This window comes from Rhodococcus sp. NPDC127527 (assembly GCF_042672245.1).
Taxonomy (GTDB): Bacteria; Actinomycetota; Actinomycetes; order Mycobacteriales; family Mycobacteriaceae; genus Rhodococcus_G.
On record NZ_JBHXVP010000013.1, the window covers coordinates 46,653 to 64,584 of the forward strand.

General features: G+C 69.7%; 17 protein-coding genes. 11 read left to right on the forward strand and 6 right to left on the reverse strand.

What is annotated here, in order from left to right:
* Window positions 1–63 precede the first annotated feature (63 nt).
* The 4 genes from ACFVH2_RS20065 to ACFVH2_RS20080 all read right to left on the reverse strand — a co-directional run bounded on the left by ACFVH2_RS20065 (window position 64) and on the right by ACFVH2_RS20080 (window position 4,655).
* Window positions 64–225 carry a hypothetical protein gene (locus ACFVH2_RS20065; protein ID WP_378425197.1) on the reverse strand — a complete coding sequence of 54 codons (162 nt, stop codon included), beginning with the start codon at window positions 223–225 and terminating at the stop codon, window positions 64–66.
* A gap of 155 nt (window positions 226–380) precedes the next feature.
* Window positions 381–2,612, reverse strand: a complete 2,232-nt coding sequence (locus tag ACFVH2_RS20070; protein ID WP_378425195.1) for an MMPL family transporter — start codon at window positions 2,610–2,612, stop codon at window positions 381–383.
* A 152-nt stretch (window positions 2,613–2,764) separates the two neighbouring features.
* The gene (locus ACFVH2_RS20075) at window positions 2,765–3,454 is read right to left on the reverse strand and encodes a response regulator (protein ID WP_378425193.1); all 690 of its coding nucleotides are present in this window, start codon (window positions 3,452–3,454) and stop codon (window positions 2,765–2,767) included.
* Window positions 3,435–4,655, reverse strand: coding sequence for a sensor histidine kinase (locus ACFVH2_RS20080; protein ID WP_378425191.1), 1,221 nt, complete (start codon window positions 4,653–4,655; stop codon window positions 3,435–3,437). The genes ACFVH2_RS20075 and ACFVH2_RS20080 overlap by 20 nt, the downstream gene beginning before the upstream one ends.
* A 185-nt stretch (window positions 4,656–4,840) precedes the next feature.
* On the opposite strand from ACFVH2_RS20080, the gene ACFVH2_RS20085 reads away from it, so the two are divergent.
* The 10 genes from ACFVH2_RS20085 (at window position 4,841) to ACFVH2_RS20130 (ending at window position 13,944) form a co-directional block, all read left to right on the forward strand.
* Window positions 4,841–5,188, forward strand: coding sequence for a hypothetical protein (locus tag ACFVH2_RS20085; RefSeq protein ID WP_378425189.1), 348 nt, complete (start codon window positions 4,841–4,843; stop codon window positions 5,186–5,188).
* A gap of 9 nt (window positions 5,189–5,197) precedes the next feature.
* Entirely contained in the window at window positions 5,198–5,680 is a 483-nt protein-coding gene (locus tag ACFVH2_RS20090) for an SRPBCC family protein (RefSeq protein WP_378425188.1), read from the forward strand.
* A gap of 99 nt (window positions 5,681–5,779) precedes the next feature.
* Entirely contained in the window at window positions 5,780–6,745 is a 966-nt protein-coding gene (locus tag ACFVH2_RS20095; RefSeq protein ID WP_378425186.1) for a pirin family protein, read from the forward strand.
* A gap of 2 nt (window positions 6,746–6,747) precedes the next feature.
* The gene (locus ACFVH2_RS20100) at window positions 6,748–7,497 is read left to right on the forward strand and encodes a pirin family protein (RefSeq protein WP_378425184.1); all 750 of its coding nucleotides are present in this window, start codon (window positions 6,748–6,750) and stop codon (window positions 7,495–7,497) included.
* A gap of 136 nt (window positions 7,498–7,633) precedes the next feature.
* Window positions 7,634–8,407 carry a pirin family protein gene (locus ACFVH2_RS20105; RefSeq protein WP_378425182.1) on the forward strand — a complete coding sequence of 258 codons (774 nt, stop codon included), beginning with the start codon at window positions 7,634–7,636 and terminating at the stop codon, window positions 8,405–8,407.
* Between the two features lie 97 nt (window positions 8,408–8,504).
* Entirely contained in the window at window positions 8,505–9,413 is a 909-nt protein-coding gene (locus ACFVH2_RS20110; RefSeq protein WP_378425180.1) for a PaaI family thioesterase, read from the forward strand.
* Between the two features lie 13 nt (window positions 9,414–9,426).
* Window positions 9,427–10,332 (forward strand): hotdog fold thioesterase, encoded by a 906-nt coding sequence (locus tag ACFVH2_RS20115; protein WP_378425178.1) that lies wholly within the window; start codon window positions 9,427–9,429, stop codon window positions 10,330–10,332.
* Between the two features lie 118 nt (window positions 10,333–10,450).
* Window positions 10,451–11,122, forward strand: a complete 672-nt coding sequence (locus ACFVH2_RS20120; protein ID WP_378425176.1) for a hypothetical protein — start codon at window positions 10,451–10,453, stop codon at window positions 11,120–11,122.
* Between the two features lie 116 nt (window positions 11,123–11,238).
* Window positions 11,239–11,931 carry a DUF4190 domain-containing protein gene (locus tag ACFVH2_RS20125; protein WP_378425174.1) on the forward strand — a complete coding sequence of 231 codons (693 nt, stop codon included), beginning with the start codon at window positions 11,239–11,241 and terminating at the stop codon, window positions 11,929–11,931.
* A gap of 45 nt (window positions 11,932–11,976) precedes the next feature.
* Complete coding sequence (locus ACFVH2_RS20130) at window positions 11,977–13,944, forward strand: M13 family metallopeptidase (protein WP_378425288.1); 1,968 nt, start codon at window positions 11,977–11,979, stop codon at window positions 13,942–13,944.
* A gap of 34 nt (window positions 13,945–13,978) precedes the next feature.
* Here the strand turns inward: ACFVH2_RS20130 and ACFVH2_RS20135 are convergent, their stop codons facing one another.
* Window positions 13,979–15,358: a DUF2252 domain-containing protein gene (locus ACFVH2_RS20135; protein WP_378425172.1), complete on the reverse strand. Its 1,380-nt coding sequence runs from the start codon at window positions 15,356–15,358 to the stop codon at window positions 13,979–13,981.
* A 46-nt stretch (window positions 15,359–15,404) separates the two neighbouring features.
* Complete coding sequence (locus tag ACFVH2_RS20140; protein WP_378425170.1) at window positions 15,405–17,171, reverse strand: ABC transporter ATP-binding protein; 1,767 nt, start codon at window positions 17,169–17,171, stop codon at window positions 15,405–15,407.
* A gap of 80 nt (window positions 17,172–17,251) precedes the next feature.
* Here ACFVH2_RS20140 and ACFVH2_RS20145 point away from each other — a divergent pair, with 80 nt between their 5' ends.
* Window positions 17,252–17,929, forward strand: coding sequence for a TetR/AcrR family transcriptional regulator (locus ACFVH2_RS20145; RefSeq protein WP_378425168.1), 678 nt, complete (start codon window positions 17,252–17,254; stop codon window positions 17,927–17,929).
* Window positions 17,930–17,932: the final 3 nt, after the last annotated feature.

Consider the following 17,932-nt stretch of genomic DNA (forward strand, 5'->3'; position numbering starts at 1 on the left):
TCCCGACAGCGGGTGGGTGCTCGGGGCGGGCTCTCTCGCCCCGAGCATCGAACGCACGGGGTACTAGCCGCTGAGGCTGCCGAGGCTGCCGGTGCCCGTTCCGGTACCGGTACCGGTACCGGTACCGGTACCCGTTCCGTTGCTGTTTCCCGCGCCGGCCATCACGTCGGTGAGGAGCTGAATCAAGTCCTGGATGACAGTGGCATTGATCAATTTCTCGTCCAATCTCTCCGCGTTGAGACTCCCTGCGCTGCCGAAGAGCGGCGCCTCGCCATTGTCTGGACGCTTCCTGACACCGCCCCGGCATGCGCCTGCGAATCTGCTGTGACCTCTCCGGTCGCCTCGCCCGCTCAGCCCTTCGCCGAGTCGTCACACCGCCGCTATTGCGCGCGGAACGCGCCGGCGGGGGTGTGCTCGTCGTGGGTCGAGGCCTCTGCGGTTCGGTCGGGTCCGCGCGAGGGCCACCAGTTCGCGGCGCCGAACAGTCGCATGAACGCGGGCACCAGCACCCCACGAACCACGGTGGCGTCCATCAACACCGCCAGCGCCATGCCTGCGCCGAACAGGTCTATGAACGAGATCGACGACGTGGCCGCGGCGATGAACACGATCGCCATGATGACCGCGGCGGCGGTGATGATCCGCCCGGTCCGGGCCAGGCCGCGAGCGACCGCGCGCGTGTTGTCCCCGCTCGCGAGCCACTCCTCGCGAATCCGGGACAGCAGGAACACCTCGTAGTCCATCGACGCCCCGAACGCCAGGCAGAACATCAGGATCGGGATGGCCGCGGAGAGATAGCCGGTGGCGGTCACACCGAACAGGCCGGCGAGGTGACCGTCCTGGAAGATCCAGACCATCGCCCCGAACGTGGCCGTCAACGACAGCAGGGTGAGCAGCAGCGCCTTGACCGGCAGCACCACACTGCGGGTGAAGAAGTACAGCACGACCAGCATCGGCACGGCGATCAGCGCCGCGGCCAACGGTAGTCGGGAGACGAGTGCGGTTGTGGTGTCAGCGTTCTCCGCCGCGAGCCCGGTGACCTGCACCGGCCAGGGCGCGGGCACCGCCCGGACCTCCCCCACCAGCTGCTGCCCCCGCGACGAATACGGCTCGACGCCGTTCTCCAGGTACAGGTACGCACTGTCGCCCCGCGTCATCGGCGTGGTGATCGCCGCGGATCCGGCCGAGACCGACCGTCCGGACACGGCGACTCCCTCGGACGAGACCACCGCGGTGACGCCGGGAACTCTCGACAGCGCGGCGGCATAGGACCCGAGCGCGTCCGGGGCCGCGGTGGTGTCGGGCACGACGACGGTCAACTGGGTCTGGGGGCCGCCGGCGAATTCGGTCCGCACCGTGTCGCCCACCAACCGGGTCGACGCGGCCGCCGGCAGGGTGCGGTCGTCGGGTAGGCCCACTCGCATCGCCAGGACCGGCGCACCGAGGATCAGCAGAAACAGCAGCGCCGCCGCGCCGAACACGACCGGACGCCGCATCACCGTCTCGGCGACCCGCCCCCAGAACGGGGACTCCGACTCGAACGGCCGCGGTGGCGGTCGGCGCAGCGCGCGACGGACCGCGACCCGCAGGTCCCATGCGTTGACGCGATTTCCCAGCAGCGCCAACGCGGCCGGCAGCACCAGGACGGCGGTGGCGGCGCTGACCACCACGACGGCGAGCCCGGCATAGGCGAACGAACGCAGGAAGTACAGCGGGAAGATCACGAGCACCACCAGCGAGAGGGTCACCGCCGCCGCCGAGACCACCGCGGTGTGCCCGGCGGTCCCCATCGCGCGCACGATCGCCTCGGGCGTGTCCGCACCCGCCGCGAGTTCCTCCCGGTAGCGGCTGACGACGAACAGGCTGTAGTCGATGGCCAGTGCCAGCCCGAGTGCCGTCGTCATGTTCAACGCGTACACCGACACCGGGGTGACCTCGGAGATCAGCCGCAGCATCCCGAGCGTCGAGACAATCGACGCCAGCCCGAGCAGGACCGGCAGTGCCGCGGCGACGAGGCTGCCGAACACCCAGGTCAACGCCACGGCGGTGATCGGGATCGCGACCGCCTCGGCGACGAGTAGATCGTGCGAGATGCGCTCGCTGACCTCGTACATACCCAACGCCAGGCCACCGGCCTGCACGTCGACCGCGCCGATGCGTCCGGTCAGCGGAGCGGCGATCTCCGCCGCCCGCTCGGGAGCCTGTGCGTCGTCGCCGGCCACATGTGCCGCGACCACCCCGATTCGGCCGTCGGTGCTCCGCAACTGGGCGGCGAAGGGGGCAGGCATCGTCCAGTACGACACCACCTGGCTGACGTCGTCCTCGTGCTCGAGCGCGGCGATCGTCCGGTCCGCCGCCGACCGTGCCTCCGCGCCGTCGACCCCCGCGGGCGAGGTGACCAGGAAGACGAGATTTCGGTCCCCGGCCTGGAATTTCGATTCGAGCAGCGCATTCGCCTGGCTCGACGGTGCCGCCGGATCGGCAAATCCACCGCCGCGCAGGTGTTTCGGGGCGGACGCGCCGAGTCCGCCCAGCACGATCAATGCCAGCAGCGCGACGACCAGCACCAGTTTCGGACGCCGGACAACGGCGGCGGCCATACGTGTGAGCACAACCAACTCCCCTCCACCGCAACATGATTGCGACGGGTCCGTCAGGCAGGTGACGTTCGTGTTCCCTCGACGCTAGGTCTCGTCCATGTTGGCGTCGTCCTGCCGCGGTCGTAATCCTTCCTCCTACCCAGGTAGGAATCGAGTTCGGAACTTCAGCTGGTGCCGGGCCGAACGATGTTGTGGTCGAAGGTGTAGACGATCGCCGCGGCACGGTCCCTCAGGTCGAGCTTGGTGAAGATCCGACCGATGTGGCTCTTGACCGTGAGCTCGGAAATCACCAGCGCGTGGGCAATTTCGGCGTTGCTGCGCCCATGACCGATCAACCTGAGCACGTCCGTCTCGCGCGGGGTGAGCCGTTCGGGCGTGGCCTCGGCCGCGGGTTGCGCCGGCGGCGTCGCCCGGTACGCGGCGAGCACCCTGCCGGTCACCATCGAGTCGAGCCAGGACCGGCCCGCGGCAACCGCGCGGACGGCGCGGATCAGCTCCTCCGCGCCGGCGTCCTTGAGCACGAATCCGGCGGCCCCCGCCCGCAACGCGCCGGAGAGCAACTCGTCGTCGTCGAAGGTGGTGAGCACCAGCACCGGCGGATCGTCACCGCGCCGCCGCAACAGTCGAGTGGCCTCGATGCCGCCGACCCGTTTCATCCGCAGATCCATCACCACCACGTCCACCGGGTGTTCGGCCACTGCGTCCTGCACCTCGTCGCCGTCGGCGCACTCGGCGACGATGGCGAATCCGTCCCGCTGGCGCAGGATCCGGCGCAGTCCCGAGCGGACGAGTTCCTGATCGTCGACGAGCATGACCCGGATCGGATCACCGGAATCACTTGGTCCTGTTGACATCGCCGGTCACCACCTTCCACGCGCAGTCTGCGACACGGGTGGCGCCGCTGGCCGGCAGCCGCGCGTCGACAACCCATCGCGGCGCGTTCGGATCGGGACCGGCCTGGACGGTGCCGCCGAGCTGGGCCGCACGTTCGGCCATGCCGGTCAGTCCCGATCCCGCCCGCCGATGACCGCGTGGCCTGGTGGCCAGCCCGTTCTCGACTGTCACGCGAGCCTGCGCCGCGGTGAACTCCAACCGGACCGCCGCCGCGGACGCGGGCGCGTGCTTGGCGACGTTGGCCAGCGACTCCTGAGTGATCCGGTACAGCGCGAGTCCGGTACCCGGTGACACGTTCGGTGAGCCGTCGGTCCGATAGCTCACGGAAAGTCCCGCACCACGGACGGATTCGACCAGCGCGGCAATGTCCTCGACACCGGGCAGTGCCGCGGAGTCGGTCCCCTCGGTGGCGAGCAGGCCGACCGTGCGGCGGATGTCGGCCATCGCCTCCCGGCCGACGCGTTCCGCGTCCCGCAACGCGTCGATCGCCTCGTCGACGTCCCGATCGCTTTCCAGGGCGTGCCGCGCGCCGCTCAGATGCAGCAGTGTGACACTCAGCGAGTGCCCCACCACGTCGTGGATGTCCCGCGCGATGCGCTGGCGTTCGGCGATGGTGGCCCGTTCCCACTCGGCGCGTTGGCCACTGCGCTCGGCCTCGAGGGCCCGGTTCTGCCACAGCAACGCGAACCCGACCTCGAAACCGAGCAGCACGCCGCCGACGTAGATCCCGACGTCGGCCAGCTCCGCGGTGACCGCGACCGTGATCAGGGCGCCCATGCTCGCGACGCCGGCGGCGAGTCCCCACCACGCCCCGGCGGTTGCCGTCACGGTGCCGACCATCACTATCAGCAGTACCGGCGCGAAATCCTGCTGGACCGGATCGAGCAGTAGCCACACGACTCCGCCGATCGTTGCCGCCGTCATCACCGCCGGCGGCCACGGCTTGCCGGTGATCAGCTGACCGACGCAGGCGACGATGGTCATCAGCCCGGCCACCGCCGCGGGCCCCGGCGGAATCAGCTCGCCCCGCTGCGCCACGGCGATCACCGCGACCACGATCATGATCCCGGCCATGCAGGTCGGCAGCCACCACGGGTAGTCGCGCACCCCCTCGGGTGCCCGACTCTCGTATCGCGACCGCCACCACACCAGCAATCCCACCCCCTCAGCGTAGGGAGCAAACCCGGCCGGCGGATCCCTCCGGAGGAGCAGTCCCACTCCTACCGTGGTCGCAGGCCGATGCCTGCCGCGGTCGCAGGGCAGGTCCCTCCTCCGGCACGACGACGGCACCGCAGGGCGTCCATAGCGTTGGGCACATCGAAACGACAGCCGACGAGGAGCCCGTCATGAACACCACGCGCACGTTCACTCCGACTCGCACCCGCGAGCGCATCCAGCTCCTGCTCGAGATCTGCGACGAGATCGAACGGAATCCGGACGGCCACCTGCCCTGGAACCCGCGGTTCGCCCGGGTCTTCGACGACCGCGACGACCTCCTGCTCGCGCTGCAGCATCACTGGGACCGGATGGCGCAGGCGCAGGTCGACGACATGTTCGACGTCGGCGACCTGCCCAGCGACAGCTGGCACGAGCTCGCCGCCCGCCACCGCGGCCTGCGGATGATCCTCGATCGGCACAACCCGGACGGACGCGAGCGGATCGCGCATCCCGCCGCGAGCCGCGCACAGCTCTAGGCTCGGGTCATGGCCAGTCCCATCACTGTCGAGCAGTCGCGCGCGATTCCGGTCACGGTGGAGGGCGCCTTCGACGCCACGCTGCCGATCCCCCTGACCGTGATCTTCTCGCGGCGATACGGCCTGCTTCCGCCGATCAAGGAGGTCCGCGGACAGGACGGGGTGTGGGGTCGGGTCGGACAGTCGCGCACGGTCGTGACCACCGACGGTGGCACGATGCGCGAGGTTCTGACCGACGTCGACGGACCGCATTCGTTCAGCTACCGCCTCAGCGACATCACCGGCCCGCTGCGGCCGCTGGTCGACAGCATCGACGGACGCTGGGAGTTCGCCCCCAGCGGTACCGGAACCGCGATCACCTGGCGATGGGTCCTGCACCCCAAGGGCATCGGCGCCTACGCCATGCCGCTGGTCACCGCGATGTGGCGCGGCTACGCGAGGCAGGCGCTCGAGGTGCTGTCCGAGCAACTGCTGTCGCCGGAGTCCACGTAGATTCTCGGCGCTCCCCCGGGCCGGGAATATCGCCACCGGCACAGCGTTGAGCTACGGTGAACTAGTTGAACAATCAACTACTGACCCGGAGGAGTCCCCATGCCCGCCGTGACCGTCGACAACATCCTCGCGCTGCCCCGCGTCGCCGAGCCCGCGCCCGACGCGACCGCGCGTCCGGTGCTCGCCTTGACCACCGCCCCCATCGGCTACGAGGGCGAGGGTTTCCCGGTGCGCCGCGCCTTCGCCGGCATCGACCTGAAGTACCTCGACCCGTTCATCCACATGGACCAGATGGGCGAGGTCGACTACGCCCCCGGCGAGCCCAAGGGCACCCCGTGGCACCCGCACCGCGGCTTCGAAACCGTCACCTACATGATCGACGGGATCATGGAGCACCAGGACTCCAACGGCGGCGGCGGCGTCATCGGCGGCGGCGACACCCAGTGGATGACCGCAGGCGGCGGCATCCTGCACATCGAGACCCCTCCGGAGCACCTCGTGGTCAGCGGCGGACTCTTCCACGGTGTGCAGTTGTGGGTGAACCTGCCGCGCGACAACAAGATGGCCGCACCCCGGTACCAGGACATCACCGGCAACAAGGTGGCCCTGCTGTCCTCCCCCGACGGCGGCGCCCTGATCCGGGTCATCGCCGGTGAGGTCGACGGCCACCACGGCCCCGGCTCCACCTACACCCCGATCAGCCTCGTGCACGCGACGATCGCGCCCGGGGCCAGCCTGACCCTGCCGTGGAACCCCGAGTTCAACGCGCTCGCCTATGTCCTCGCCGGCGAGGGCACGGTCGGCGCCGAGCGCAGGCCGGTCCGGATGGGCCAGACCACCGTCTTCGGGCGCGGCGACACGCTGACCGTCGCGGCCGCGGACACCCAGGACTCGCGGACCGAGTCCCTCGAGGTGTTCATCCTGGGCGGCAAGCCGATCCGCGAGCCCGTCGCGATGGCCGGGCCCTTCGTGATGAACACCAAGGCGGAGGTCATCCAGGCGTTCGAGGACTTCCAGGCGGGCCGGCTGGGCTCGATCCCCGCCGCCCACGAGACCCTGGCGTAACGATGCCCTCGATTGCCGTCCAGCGCGGGGGCGATCGCGCGCACCAGAACTACGGCTGGCTCGACTCCAGGCAGAGCTTTCCCTTCGCGGGCAACTTCGACCTGGCTGCGAACGCGCACGGGCTGCTCGTGGTCAACAACGAGGACATCGTCGATCCCATGTCCGGGTTCGACATGCACCAGCACCGGGACGCCGAGATCGTCACCTGGGTGCTCAGCGGATCCCTGGTCCACCAGGACTCCGAGGGGCACTCGGGTGTCGTGTATCCCGGTCTCGCGCAGCGAATGAGCGCGGGCCGGGGCATCCTGCACTCCGAGCGCAACGACCGCTGGCGTGCGGACGGATCCCGCGTCACCGAACCCGTGCACGTGGTGCAGATGTGGGTTCCGCCCGACGAGGCCGGCCTCGAGCCGAGCTACCAGGAACTGCCGATCGGCGACGAACTCGATGCCGGCGCGCTGGTGGTCGTGGCGTCCGGTCTGCCCCGGCACCGCGGTGACGCCGCGATCGGCCTGCACAACCGGCACGCCGGGCTGTACGCGGCACGGTTGCGTGCGGGGCAGTCGGTCACGATCCCGGACGCCCCGTACGGTCACGTCTTCGTCGCGGCGGGAGCGGTCGACGTCGAGGGTGTCGGCCCCATCTCGCACGGGGACTCGCTGCGACTGTCCGGCACCGGCGGACATCGGCTGACGGCGACCGAACCGGCCGAGGTGTTGGTCTGGGAGATGCACGCGAGCCTGAACGGCTGACCGGCCCAGGTTCGGTTTCACGATCGTCACGGTTTCGCCCCTGCACGGCATCGTTCACGCATCGGGACGGTCAACGGTGACGCCAACTTGGCGGACGTCCGTACTGTTGAACACCGAAATACGAGGAGGAGGACCCATGACGGCACTGACGACCCCGCACGTCGACATCCGCCGCGCAGGCGATCGACTCGAGACGCGGGTTTCCTGGCTCGACTCCAGGCATTCGTTCTCCTTCGGCCAGCATTACGACCCCGACAACACCCACCACGGCGTGCTGATGGTCAACAACGACGACATCGTCGCGCCCGGTCAGGGCTTCGACACCCACCCGCACCGGGACATGGAGATCGTCACCTGGGTGCTGCGGGGATCCCTGGTGCACCAGGACTCGATCGGGCATTCCGGCGTCATCTATCCGGGACTGGCGCAGCGGATGAGCGCCGGCACCGGAATCCTGCACTCGGAGAAGAACGACTCCTGGCGGCTCGCGGGTTCGCCGAGCCCCGAACATGCCGAGCCGGTCCGCTTCGTGCAGATGTGGGTCCTTCCGGACGAGTCGGGCGTGACCCCCGGCTACGAGCAACTCGAGATCGACGACGAGTTGATGCGCGGCGGCCTGGTGCCGGTGGCCTCCGGGATGCGCAAGCACCGCGGGCAGTCCGCCATCAGCATTGCGAACTCCGACACCGCCCTGTACGTCGCACGGATGCGGGCGGGCGACACGGTCACCCTTCCCGAGTCGCCGTACCTGCACCTGTTCGTGGCGGAGGGCGAGGTCACCCTCGAGGGCACCGGCCGTCTGACGGAGGGCGACGCGGCGCGATTCACCGCGACCGGCGGGCAGCGACTGTCCGCCGACGCCCCCGCCGAGGTGCTGGTGTGGGAGATGCACACCCGCCTCGGCGGCTGAGCTCGCCGCCACAGTTCACCTCCCGACGACCCCGGTGCGTCCCGGCGTCCGGGACCCGGTCTCCCCACGACGAGCCGCGGGCTGCTACTGAGTAACCATGACGGCAACCCCGACCCGCCCGCGTGGCGTGGACCCCCTGAACACGATGATGGGCGTCCGAGTGCTCGCCATGTCGCCCACGGGCACCGTCCTGGAGGGCGAGACTGGTCCGCGGTTCCACGACCACCGCGGCCTGTCGGGGCTGGCGTCGGTCGGCGTACTCGCCGACACCGCGGTCGCGGGCGCGTTCTTCGCCGCCCTCCCCCCGGGCAACCGGACCGTCGTCTCACAACTCACCGCCGCAGTTGCCGCGCCCCTGCCCGCCGCGGGCGCGCTCACTGCGCGAGCCAGTACCGAACACCTCGACCTCGATGCCGGCACCGGGCTGTCCACCGGGCGCGTCACCGCCGCGGACGGCACCACCGCGGTGAGCCTGCTCGCCCGCAGTGTCGTCGTCACCCGCGCCGCCCGAAACGACGACCGTTCGGGCCCGGCCCCGGCACTGGTGATACCGGCCCCGGAGCCGGCGGACCCGGAGTCGGTCGCCGGACTCGACGGACGCGCCGTCGTCCGCGGTATCGCCGCGGGGACCATCCCACGCGGCCCGCTGGCGGGATTGATCGGGCTCGAGGTGGAATCGGTTTCCGACGCAACCATTTCCGCTCGATTCACGCCCGCGCCGTGGATGAGCAACCAGATCGGATCGGTGCAGGGCGGCGTGCTCTTCGCCGCCGCGGACCTGACCACCGGACTCACCGCACAGATCCTGACCAGCGCCGGGAAGTCGTACCGACTGCTGGACCTGAAAATCGACTTCGTCCGCTCGCCCGCCACGGACGGCCGGCCGATACGCGTCGAGTCGGAGATCGTGCGGGCCGGGCGCCGGATCGCGCTGATCGAGACCCGGCTACTCGGATCGGGCGGAGAGCTATTGGCCCGCAGTGGGTCCAGCGTCCAGCTCTGGTGATAGAGAGATACCCATGACGACCCCCGATACGCTGCGCGAGGACCGGCTCAACGCACTGATGGGCGTCCGGCCACTCGAACTCGAACCCGGACGGCTCCGGCTCGAGCAGGAAGTCGGCCCACGGTTCCACGACCACCGGGGCCGCACGGTCCTCGGCTCCGTCGGCGTGCTCGTCGACGCGGTCCCCGGCGGCGCGGTGGGCACGGCCGTCCCACCGGGAACCCAGGTGGTGCTCTCCCAGGTGAGCGCGGCGATGGCGACACCCCTGCCCGACCACGGGACGGTCGAGGCCAGTGGTCACGCGGTGCAGGTCGACCTCGACACCGGAATCGGACTGGCCGCGGGCGAGTTGCGCGCCGCCGGCGGCGAGGTGTTCGCCGTGCTGGCCTCGCGTGGCGTCGTCGTCAGCCGCGGCTCGACGCACGCCGAGGAGGTGCTTCGGGGACGGCCACTGCCCGTCGCCGAGCCGGAACCGGTCACGGACGCAGCGGAATTCATCGATCGTGGCGGGCTCGATGTGGTCGAGGCGATCGCCGCGCGCACGATCGCGCGCGGCCCGCTGGCCGGGCTCCTGGGCGTCGAGCTCGCGGTGGTCGAGCACGGCCGGGTGGTCGCGGAGTTCACACCCGCCGACTGGATGGCCAACCCGATGGGGTCGGTCCAGGGCGGCGTGCTGATCTCGGCCGCGGACCTGCTGACCGGGCTGGCCGGGCAGACCCTCACCGGTCCCGGACAGGGTTACCGAGCACTCGACCTGCGGATCGACTTCGTGCGATCTCCCGCAGCCGACGGCCCCGCGGTCCACGTCGAATCGGCGGTGGTGCGAGCCGGGCGCAGGCTCGCACTCGTCGAGACCAAGCTCGCCGACACCACCGGCCGGCTCCTGGCCCGGGCCTCGGCGAGTGTCCACTTGCTCTGATCCAGCACCCGATCACTTTTACTTCCCTTGAACGACAGACAGAGCGGGTGATCTGCTCTACGGTGGGCGCGGCAGTGCGTCCGCCGGGCGCCGCCGCCCAGCGACGTCGAGGAGAAGAATGAAGGCGCAGACCACCATCCGGATGGCCCTGACCGGCATGGGAATCCTGGCCGGGGCAGTGCTTTCCACCCCCGCGGTGGCCGGTGCCGAGCCGACGGCGGCCGCGTTCGCGGTGTCGGAGAACTCCCCGATTCTCACCGCCGACGTGACCGGACACGACGCGCTCGTGACCGTGGCCCCGCCTGCGGACGCCCGGGTCGTGTGCATGACACCGGTCGTGGTGAAGGGGAAGCTGGATGCGAAGGCGATGCAGAAGTCGCTCGACTCGTCCGGGCAGAAGCCGACAGTCTTCCCCGGAGTCAAGACGGACGACGGCTCCGCGATGGTGTATCCGAAGGTGATCCCGGCGGCGACCGCAGGCGGTAATCCGACGTTCGATCCCGCCATCCGCTTCCTCAGCAGCGGCATCGAGAAGTCCGCCGTCGCGACGTTGAACGGCCTCGAGGACGGTGCCTACGGTGCGCTGACGAACTGCATCACGCCCGGCACCACCACGGTGTCGACCTACATCCGCAACTTCCGCATCGGGGCCGAAGGCGGCCTCTCCTCCGGCAGCGCGAGCAGCTCCGACCTCGGCAGCTCCGACAGTGGCAGCTCCGAGAACGGCAGTTCGTTCGGCAGCACTGTCGGCACCGTCGGCAGCGTCGAGAACCTGTTCGGCAGCTCGTAGCCCAAAGACCTCGACGCCACGCGGCGGCGGAACCCGGGCACGGCAGAGACGGGCGGGCTAGTCTGCGGGGACGATCGTTTGTCTGGTGCCCACGGTTCACGCCCGAGGAGAAACTGATGACGACTCCGCCGCCCAACCCTCCCGACGAGCCGAGCCCGCCCGAGGGTCAGCCGCCGCACGGACAGCAGTATCCGCAGTTCGGACAACCCGGGTACCCCGGCGGCCAGCCGCCCCAGTACCCGGGAGGACAGCAGTATCCCGGCGGGCAACCCCCGTATCCGGGAGCGCAACCCCCGTACCCCGGCGGGCAACCCCCGTACCCCGGCGGACAGCAGTATCCCGGCGGGCAACCCCAATACCCCGGCGGACAGCAGTACGCGCCGCAGCCCTACCCCGCGGCACCGGTCTCGCCGCGAAACGGTGCAGGCATCGCCGCCCTGATCCTCGGCATTCTCGGCGTCGTCACGGTATGGACGATAATCGGCGGATTCGTCTTCGGTGTCCTCGCGGTGATTCTCGGCGTGATCGGCCGGTCGCAGTTCAAGAAGCAGACCGCGACGAACGGCGGCATGTCGTTGGCGGGCATCCTGCTCGGCATCGCCGCGGTGATCATCACGATCGTGCTGATCGTGGTCGGCGTCGGGTTCTTCAACCGGATCGGCGGGCGCGATTACGTGGACTGCGTGCGCGACGCGGGAAACAATCGCGCGGAGCTGCAACGCTGCGAGGACGAGTTCCGGCAAAACATCGAGGACCGGTACTCCATCACCCTCGAGGTCCCGACCTCCATCCCCGTCCCGCCCCGCTGACGTACTCGGAAACCGACCGCTCACGCCCGCGATTCCTGGTCCATGATGGAGTGCATGACTCGCTCCGGAATCGACCTCACCCACCTCGACGACGGCGTCCGCGCCCAGGACGACCTCTTCGTACACGTCAACGGGCAGTGGCTGGACGACTACGAGATCCCCGCCGACCGCGCCGTGGACGGCGCCTTCCGCACCCTCTACGACCAGGCCGAGGTCGACGTTCGCGCGATCATCACCGAGGCCGCCGACACCGGTGGCGCGGACGGCACGGACACCCAGCGCATCGGCGACCTGTACCTCTCGTTCATGGACACCGACGCGGTCGACCGCGTCGGCCTGGACCCGATCGCCGGCGAACTGGCCGCCGTCGACGGCGCCGCGGACCTGTCCACCCTGGCCGGGCTGCTCGGCAGCCTCCAGCGCACCGGAGTCTCGGGGGCGATCGGCAATTACGTCGACACCGACGCCAAGAACTCGGCGCGCTACCTCGTGCACCTGACCCAGTCGGGGATCGGCCTGCCCGACGAGTCGTACTACCGCGAGGACTCCTACGCCGAGATCCGCGACGCCTACCTGGCGCACGTTCAGCGGATGCTCGAGCTCGCGGGACGGCCCGATCCCGCGGGCGACGCCGCGCGCATCCTCGACCTGGAGACGGCGATCGCCGCAGGTCACTGGGACGTCGTCAAGCGACGGGACGCCGAGCTGAGCTACAACCTGGTCACGCTCGACGACCTCATCCGCGAGAATGCCGGATTCGACTGGGACGCCTGGGTTTCCGGCATCGGCGGCACACCCGACACATTCGCGGAACTGGTGGTCCGCCAGCCCAGCTTCCTGACCTCGCTGACCACACTGTGGACGCAGCGCCCGCTGAGCGAGTGGAAGGCCTGGGCCGCGTGGCAGGTGATCCATTCGCGCGCACCGTATCTCACCGAGGACGTGGTCGCCGAGAACTTCGCGTTCTACGGCCACACCCTCACCGGCGCCGAGGAGAACCGCGAGCGCTGGAAGCGCGGGGTGACCCTGGTGCAGGACCTGATCGGCGAGGCGGTCGGCAAGCTCTACGTCGAGCGGCACTTCCCGCCCCAGGCCAAGACGCGGATGCAGGAGCTGGTCGCGAACCTGCAGGAGGCATACCGCCGCAACATCTCCGAGCTCGAGTGGATGAGCCCGGACACTCGACAGGCCGCGCTCGCCAAGCTGGAGAAGTTCACCCCTAAGATCGGCTACCCCGACAAGTGGCGTGATTACAGCGCACTGACGATCGACCGTTCCGACCTGGTCGGCAACTACCGGCGCGGCTATGCCGCCGACCACGACCGCGACCTCGCCAAGCTCGGCGGACCGGTCGACCGCGACGAGTGGTTCATGACCCCGCAGACCGTCAACGCCTACTACAACCCGGGGATGAACGAGATCGTCTTCCCCGCCGCGATCCTGCAGCCCCCGTTCTTCGACGCGAACGCCGACGACGCCGCGAACTACGGCGGGATCGGCGCGGTGATCGGGCACGAGATCGGCCACGGATTCGACGACCAGGGCGCCAAGTACGACGGCGACGGCAACATGATCGACTGGTGGACCGACGCCGACCGCGCCGAATTCGGCAAGCGGACGAAGGCGCTCATCGAGCAGTACAACGACTTCGAGCCGAAGGCGTTGCCCGGCCACAAGGTCAACGGCGAGTTCACCATCGGCGAGAACATCGGCGACCTCGGCGGGCTGTCGATCGCGATCGAGGCGTACCGGATCGCGCTGGACGGCACGACCCCTCCCGAACTGGATGGACTCACCGGCCTGCAGCGGGTGTTCTTCGGCTGGGCGCAGGTGTGGCGGACCAAGGCCCGTAACGAGGAGGCGATCCGCCGCCTCGCCGTCGACCCGCACTCCCCGCCGGAGTTCCGCTGCAACGGCGTGGTGCGCAACCTGGACACCTTCCACGAGGCGTTCGAGGTCACACCCGGAGATGCCCTCTACCTGGAACCCGAACAGCGGGTACGCATCTGGTGATGCGCCTGCGGCGCAGTGGTGCGATTGTGGAGTCTCAGGACCCCGCGACCGCACCACTGCGGCGAAGCCGCACCTCGTGATAGTCGCTTCGATTCTGCTCGGCGTATGCGGCCGCCCAGCGTTCGATCGCGCCGTCGAACACCGTTCCGCTGCCGAGGTATCCGGATATCGCCACCGGATCTCCGGTACGCGCGTGCGCACGGGCCAGCGCGGTCGCACACAGGCGCGCGTACACCTGCATCCCCGGCGGTCGCATCGACGCGATGTCGAAGCCGCCCTTCTTGTCCCGCAACTGACGGACGTAGAAGTCGCGGCCCAGCGGGCCCGACCCGGTGAACCAGCCGAGGAACGGGTCGGACGCACTCTGGATCAACCGTTGGCCGTCCACCACCCGCTGCCCCTGATCCGTGTAGTGGGTGCCCTCGACGTACGGCGCGAGCACCGACTGCCCAGCCTCCTTGATCTGGAGAAACAGGGGGTCGCGTGCGGTATCCCCGATGAACAGTGCGATGAAGCACATGGTGCCGACCGAGCCGACCCCGACCACCTTCCTTGCGATGTCCTGGAAGCGGTACCGCGTCACCAGCTGTCTGCGGTCGGTGGCGAGGGTGGCGAGGTAGTTCTCGTACGCGTCGGTGAGCAGCGTGGTGACCTCGACGTGCCGTTGGTACGGCAGCCGGACCACCAGTGGCGGGTCCTCCTTGAGCCGGAATCCGCCGTCGGTGGGCCGCGCGAAACGCTCGAGCGAACCGAGCTGGGTGCGCCGCTCGGCCTTCGCCATCGACGCCTCGGCGACACCGAGCTGGCGCTTGCCGAGGTCGTCGCGCAGCTGGTCGATCACGGCGTCGGCCTCGAGCCGCGTGTACCAGACGTCCAGTGCGGTCATGCTGGTCGCGCGCGCCATCACCTCGCGGTAGGTCTGCGCGACCGTCCGCGCCGCGGTGCGAGCATCGGCGGCGCTGTGCCCGTTGTCCTCCGACGCCACCGCCACCGACACCGCGAGTCGCTTGACGTCCCACTCGAACGGGCCCCGGTGCACCTCGTCGAAGTCGTTGACATCGAAGACGAGTCGCCGGTCGGGTCCGGCGAACAGCCCGAAGTTCGCCAGGTGGGCGTCACCGCAGGCCGCGACCATCAGGTCCGTGCGCGGCCCCTGGGCGAGGTCCCAGGCCATGATCGCCGCCGACCCGCGCAGAAAGGTGAAGGGCGAAACCAGCATTCGCTCGTAGCGGAGCGGTACGAGCTCGGGCACACGCTGCGCGTTCTGCTGGTCCAGGACGTCGGCGGGGTGGGGTCGCCCAGCGGGGGCCTGCCACTCACCGTGGGCGCCGCGCGGGACACGCGCGCGCAGCGCCTTGCCTCGTCTGCGCCGATCGTCGGCGGGTTCCGGCTTTTCGAAGGCGACGCCTACCATCGCCCGAGAGTACCGCCGGCCCGCCGACCCCGCAGCCGTACCGCGACTACACCGCGACCGGGACCGCGGGTCCGATCCGCAGCGCGGCGACCAGCTCGCGGTAGAGCGAGTCGGAGGCCATCAGTTCGGCGTGGGTGCCCTGCGCCCGGATCCGGCCCTCGTCCATGACCAGGATCTGGTCCGCGTCGATCACCGTCGACAGCCGGTGGGCGATGGTCAGCACGGCGCCGGTCTCCGCGAGCTCGCGGATCACCTCGTGGATGGCGGCCTCGGTGCGACCGTCGAGCTGGGCGGTTGCCTCGTCCAGCATCAGAATGTCCGGTCGACGAACGATGGCTCGGGCCAACGCGATCCGCTGTCGCTGCCCACCCGAGATGTTCGTCGACGACAGGTCACTGTCGAGGCCGTTCTCCAGCCCGCGGACGGTCTCGTCGAGGTGCACGGCGCGCAGCGCGTCCCACACCTCCTCCTCGGTGGCCTCCGGGTAGGTGAACAGCAGGTTCGATCGAACGGTGCCGGGGACCACCGGCGTGTCCTGCTCGACGTACGCCAGGTGCGAGCGCACCTGCTCGAACGAGAGCTCCGAGTACGGTGTGCCGCCCAGCCGGATCTGTCCGGTCTCGGGGTGCAGGAACCGCAGCAGCAGCGAGAAGATCGTGGTCTTGCCCGCTCCCGACGGTCCGACGATCGCGGTGTGACCCCGGGCCGGGATGCTGGCGCTGACGCCGCACAGCGCCGGCCGCGCACCGGGCGCGTACTTCGCGGTGACGTCGACGAGTTCGAGCAGCGGCACGTCGGGCGCGGCGCGCAACGGCAGGATCTCGGCCGACTCGTCGTGATCCTCGAGGTCGAGGGCCTGGACCTCGCGGATCCGCGCGGCGGCGGCGATTCCGGACTGGATGGTCGCGACGTTGCGCGACAGGCGCGAGACCGGGTCGAGCAGCTGGAAGGCGTACAGCAGGAAGGCGATCAGGCTCGAGACCGCGACGGCACCCGATCCGACCCGCCACGCACCGAAGGCCAGGATGCCGGCCAGCGCGATCTGCATGCCGCCGCTCGAGATCGCCCAGACCAGCGCGCCCGCCCGCACGGCCCGCACGGAGTGCAACTGCGACTCCTTGGCGTCGACGATGATCCGCTCGACCTCGCGCGACTCGGCTCGACTGGACTTGACGGTGCGAATGGCGCGCAGCGCGCCCTCGAGACCACCACCGAGCCGGCCGACGGACTCCTGCGCTGCCCGCTCGGACTTCGCGATCATCGGCATCACGGCGGCCGAACACCCCGCGACCACGGCGAGCGCGCCCAGCATCGCCCCCAGGAGAACGGGGTCGAGGAAGCCCATCAGGATCAGCGTGCCCACGATCGCGACCGCTCCGTTGACGAGTTCGACCAGGCTCGACGACGCCGCTTCGCGCAGCAACACCGTGTCCGAGGTGACGCGGGTGACGAGTTCGCCCGACGAGCGCTTGGTCAGGCTGCCGACGGTGGCCCGAAAGTACCGGCGCACCATCGACTCTCGCGCGTCGTACACCACCCGGGCCGCGAGCCGGCCCAGCAGGTTCAGCTCGATGTATCCGATGACGCCGGCGACGACGAGCATGACGACCAGCGCGATGATCAGCCCCGTCATGCTCTTGCCCTCGGCAATCGAGTCGAGGAGCAGTTTGACGACCATCGGCAGCGTGAGCCCCGCGGCGGTGAACACCAGGCCGAGCACGATGCCGAGGAACAGGGTGCGGCGGTGCGGCCGGATGAACGACCACAGGAGTTTCACGTTGACCCAGGAAGTCTGCGCGGGCGAGTCAGTCATGCCCATCAGTGGAACATCGGTGTCCCATTTCTGTCAATTGGAGTATCAGTTCGAACGTTCACGCTGCTAAAGTCGTGTCCATGTCGTCGGAATCCGCCCAGGAATCGGGAACTCGCGCCCGCACCCGCCGGGCGATCCTGGACGCCGCCGTCGAGGTCCTGAGCAAGAACGCGGCGGCGCCGCTGAGCGACATCGCCGCAGAAGCCGACGTCGGTCGAAGCACTCTGCACCGCTACTACCCCGAGCGCGACGACCTGATCCGGGCACTCGGCGAGGACGCGCTCGACAAACTCAGCGCGGCGCAGATCAGGGCCAGGCCCGAGGAGGGTCCGGCCGACGCCGCGCTGCGCCGGATGAGCCACGAGTGCTTCGACCTGGGCCCCCTGCTGGCGCTGATCTACGGCGATCCGCAGGCCCTGTCCCACGAGTCGTTCTGGGTCCGCCTGAGCACCATCGACGCGCCGCTGTTCGACCTCCTCGAGCGCGGCCGCGCCGACGGCACCTTCAGCAGCAACCTCAAGGTGCGCTGGGTGCGGCACATGCTGTGGTGGAGCCTGCTCACCGGATGGGAGAGCTTCGCGCACGAGGACTACAGCCGCACCGAGGCGATCGAGGCGATCGACGAAACCGTCGCCCGCATCACCAGCGCAACCGATCCGCGGCCCCTGCACGGTACGAGTAGGTCCCTCCCCGCGTCGGGCGCGGACCTGCACACCGGCGGCCCACTCCTCGCGCTACCGGTGTCCGAAACCCGTTGAACG

Excerpts from the sequence above, each read along its gene's own strand:
- ACFVH2_RS20120 (WP_378425176.1), top strand. The coding sequence starts at position 10,451 with ATGAAGGCGCAGACCACCATCCGGATGGCCCTGACCGGCATGGGAATC.
- ACFVH2_RS20095 (WP_378425186.1), top strand. The coding sequence starts at position 5,780 with ATGCCCGCCGTGACCGTCGACAACATCCTCGCGCTGCCCCGCGTCGCC.
- ACFVH2_RS20105 (WP_378425182.1), top strand. The coding sequence starts at position 7,634 with ATGACGGCACTGACGACCCCGCACGTCGACATCCGCCGCGCAGGCGAT.
- ACFVH2_RS20075 (WP_378425193.1), bottom strand. The coding sequence starts at position 3,454 with ATGTCAACAGGACCAAGTGATTCCGGTGATCCGATCCGGGTCATGCTC.
- ACFVH2_RS20135 (WP_378425172.1), bottom strand. The coding sequence starts at position 15,358 with ATGGTAGGCGTCGCCTTCGAAAAGCCGGAACCCGCCGACGATCGGCGC.
- ACFVH2_RS20130 (WP_378425288.1), top strand. The coding sequence starts at position 11,977 with ATGGAGTGCATGACTCGCTCCGGAATCGACCTCACCCACCTCGACGAC.
- ACFVH2_RS20145 (WP_378425168.1), top strand. The coding sequence starts at position 17,252 with ATGTCGTCGGAATCCGCCCAGGAATCGGGAACTCGCGCCCGCACCCGC.
- ACFVH2_RS20090 (WP_378425188.1), top strand. The coding sequence starts at position 5,198 with ATGGCCAGTCCCATCACTGTCGAGCAGTCGCGCGCGATTCCGGTCACG.
- ACFVH2_RS20110 (WP_378425180.1), top strand. The coding sequence starts at position 8,505 with ATGACGGCAACCCCGACCCGCCCGCGTGGCGTGGACCCCCTGAACACG.
- ACFVH2_RS20100 (WP_378425184.1), top strand. The coding sequence starts at position 6,748 with ATGCCCTCGATTGCCGTCCAGCGCGGGGGCGATCGCGCGCACCAGAAC.
- ACFVH2_RS20085 (WP_378425189.1), top strand. The coding sequence starts at position 4,841 with ATGAACACCACGCGCACGTTCACTCCGACTCGCACCCGCGAGCGCATC.
- ACFVH2_RS20115 (WP_378425178.1), top strand. The coding sequence starts at position 9,427 with ATGACGACCCCCGATACGCTGCGCGAGGACCGGCTCAACGCACTGATG.
- ACFVH2_RS20125 (WP_378425174.1), top strand. The coding sequence starts at position 11,239 with ATGACGACTCCGCCGCCCAACCCTCCCGACGAGCCGAGCCCGCCCGAG.
- ACFVH2_RS20140 (WP_378425170.1), bottom strand. The coding sequence starts at position 17,171 with ATGACTGACTCGCCCGCGCAGACTTCCTGGGTCAACGTGAAACTCCTG.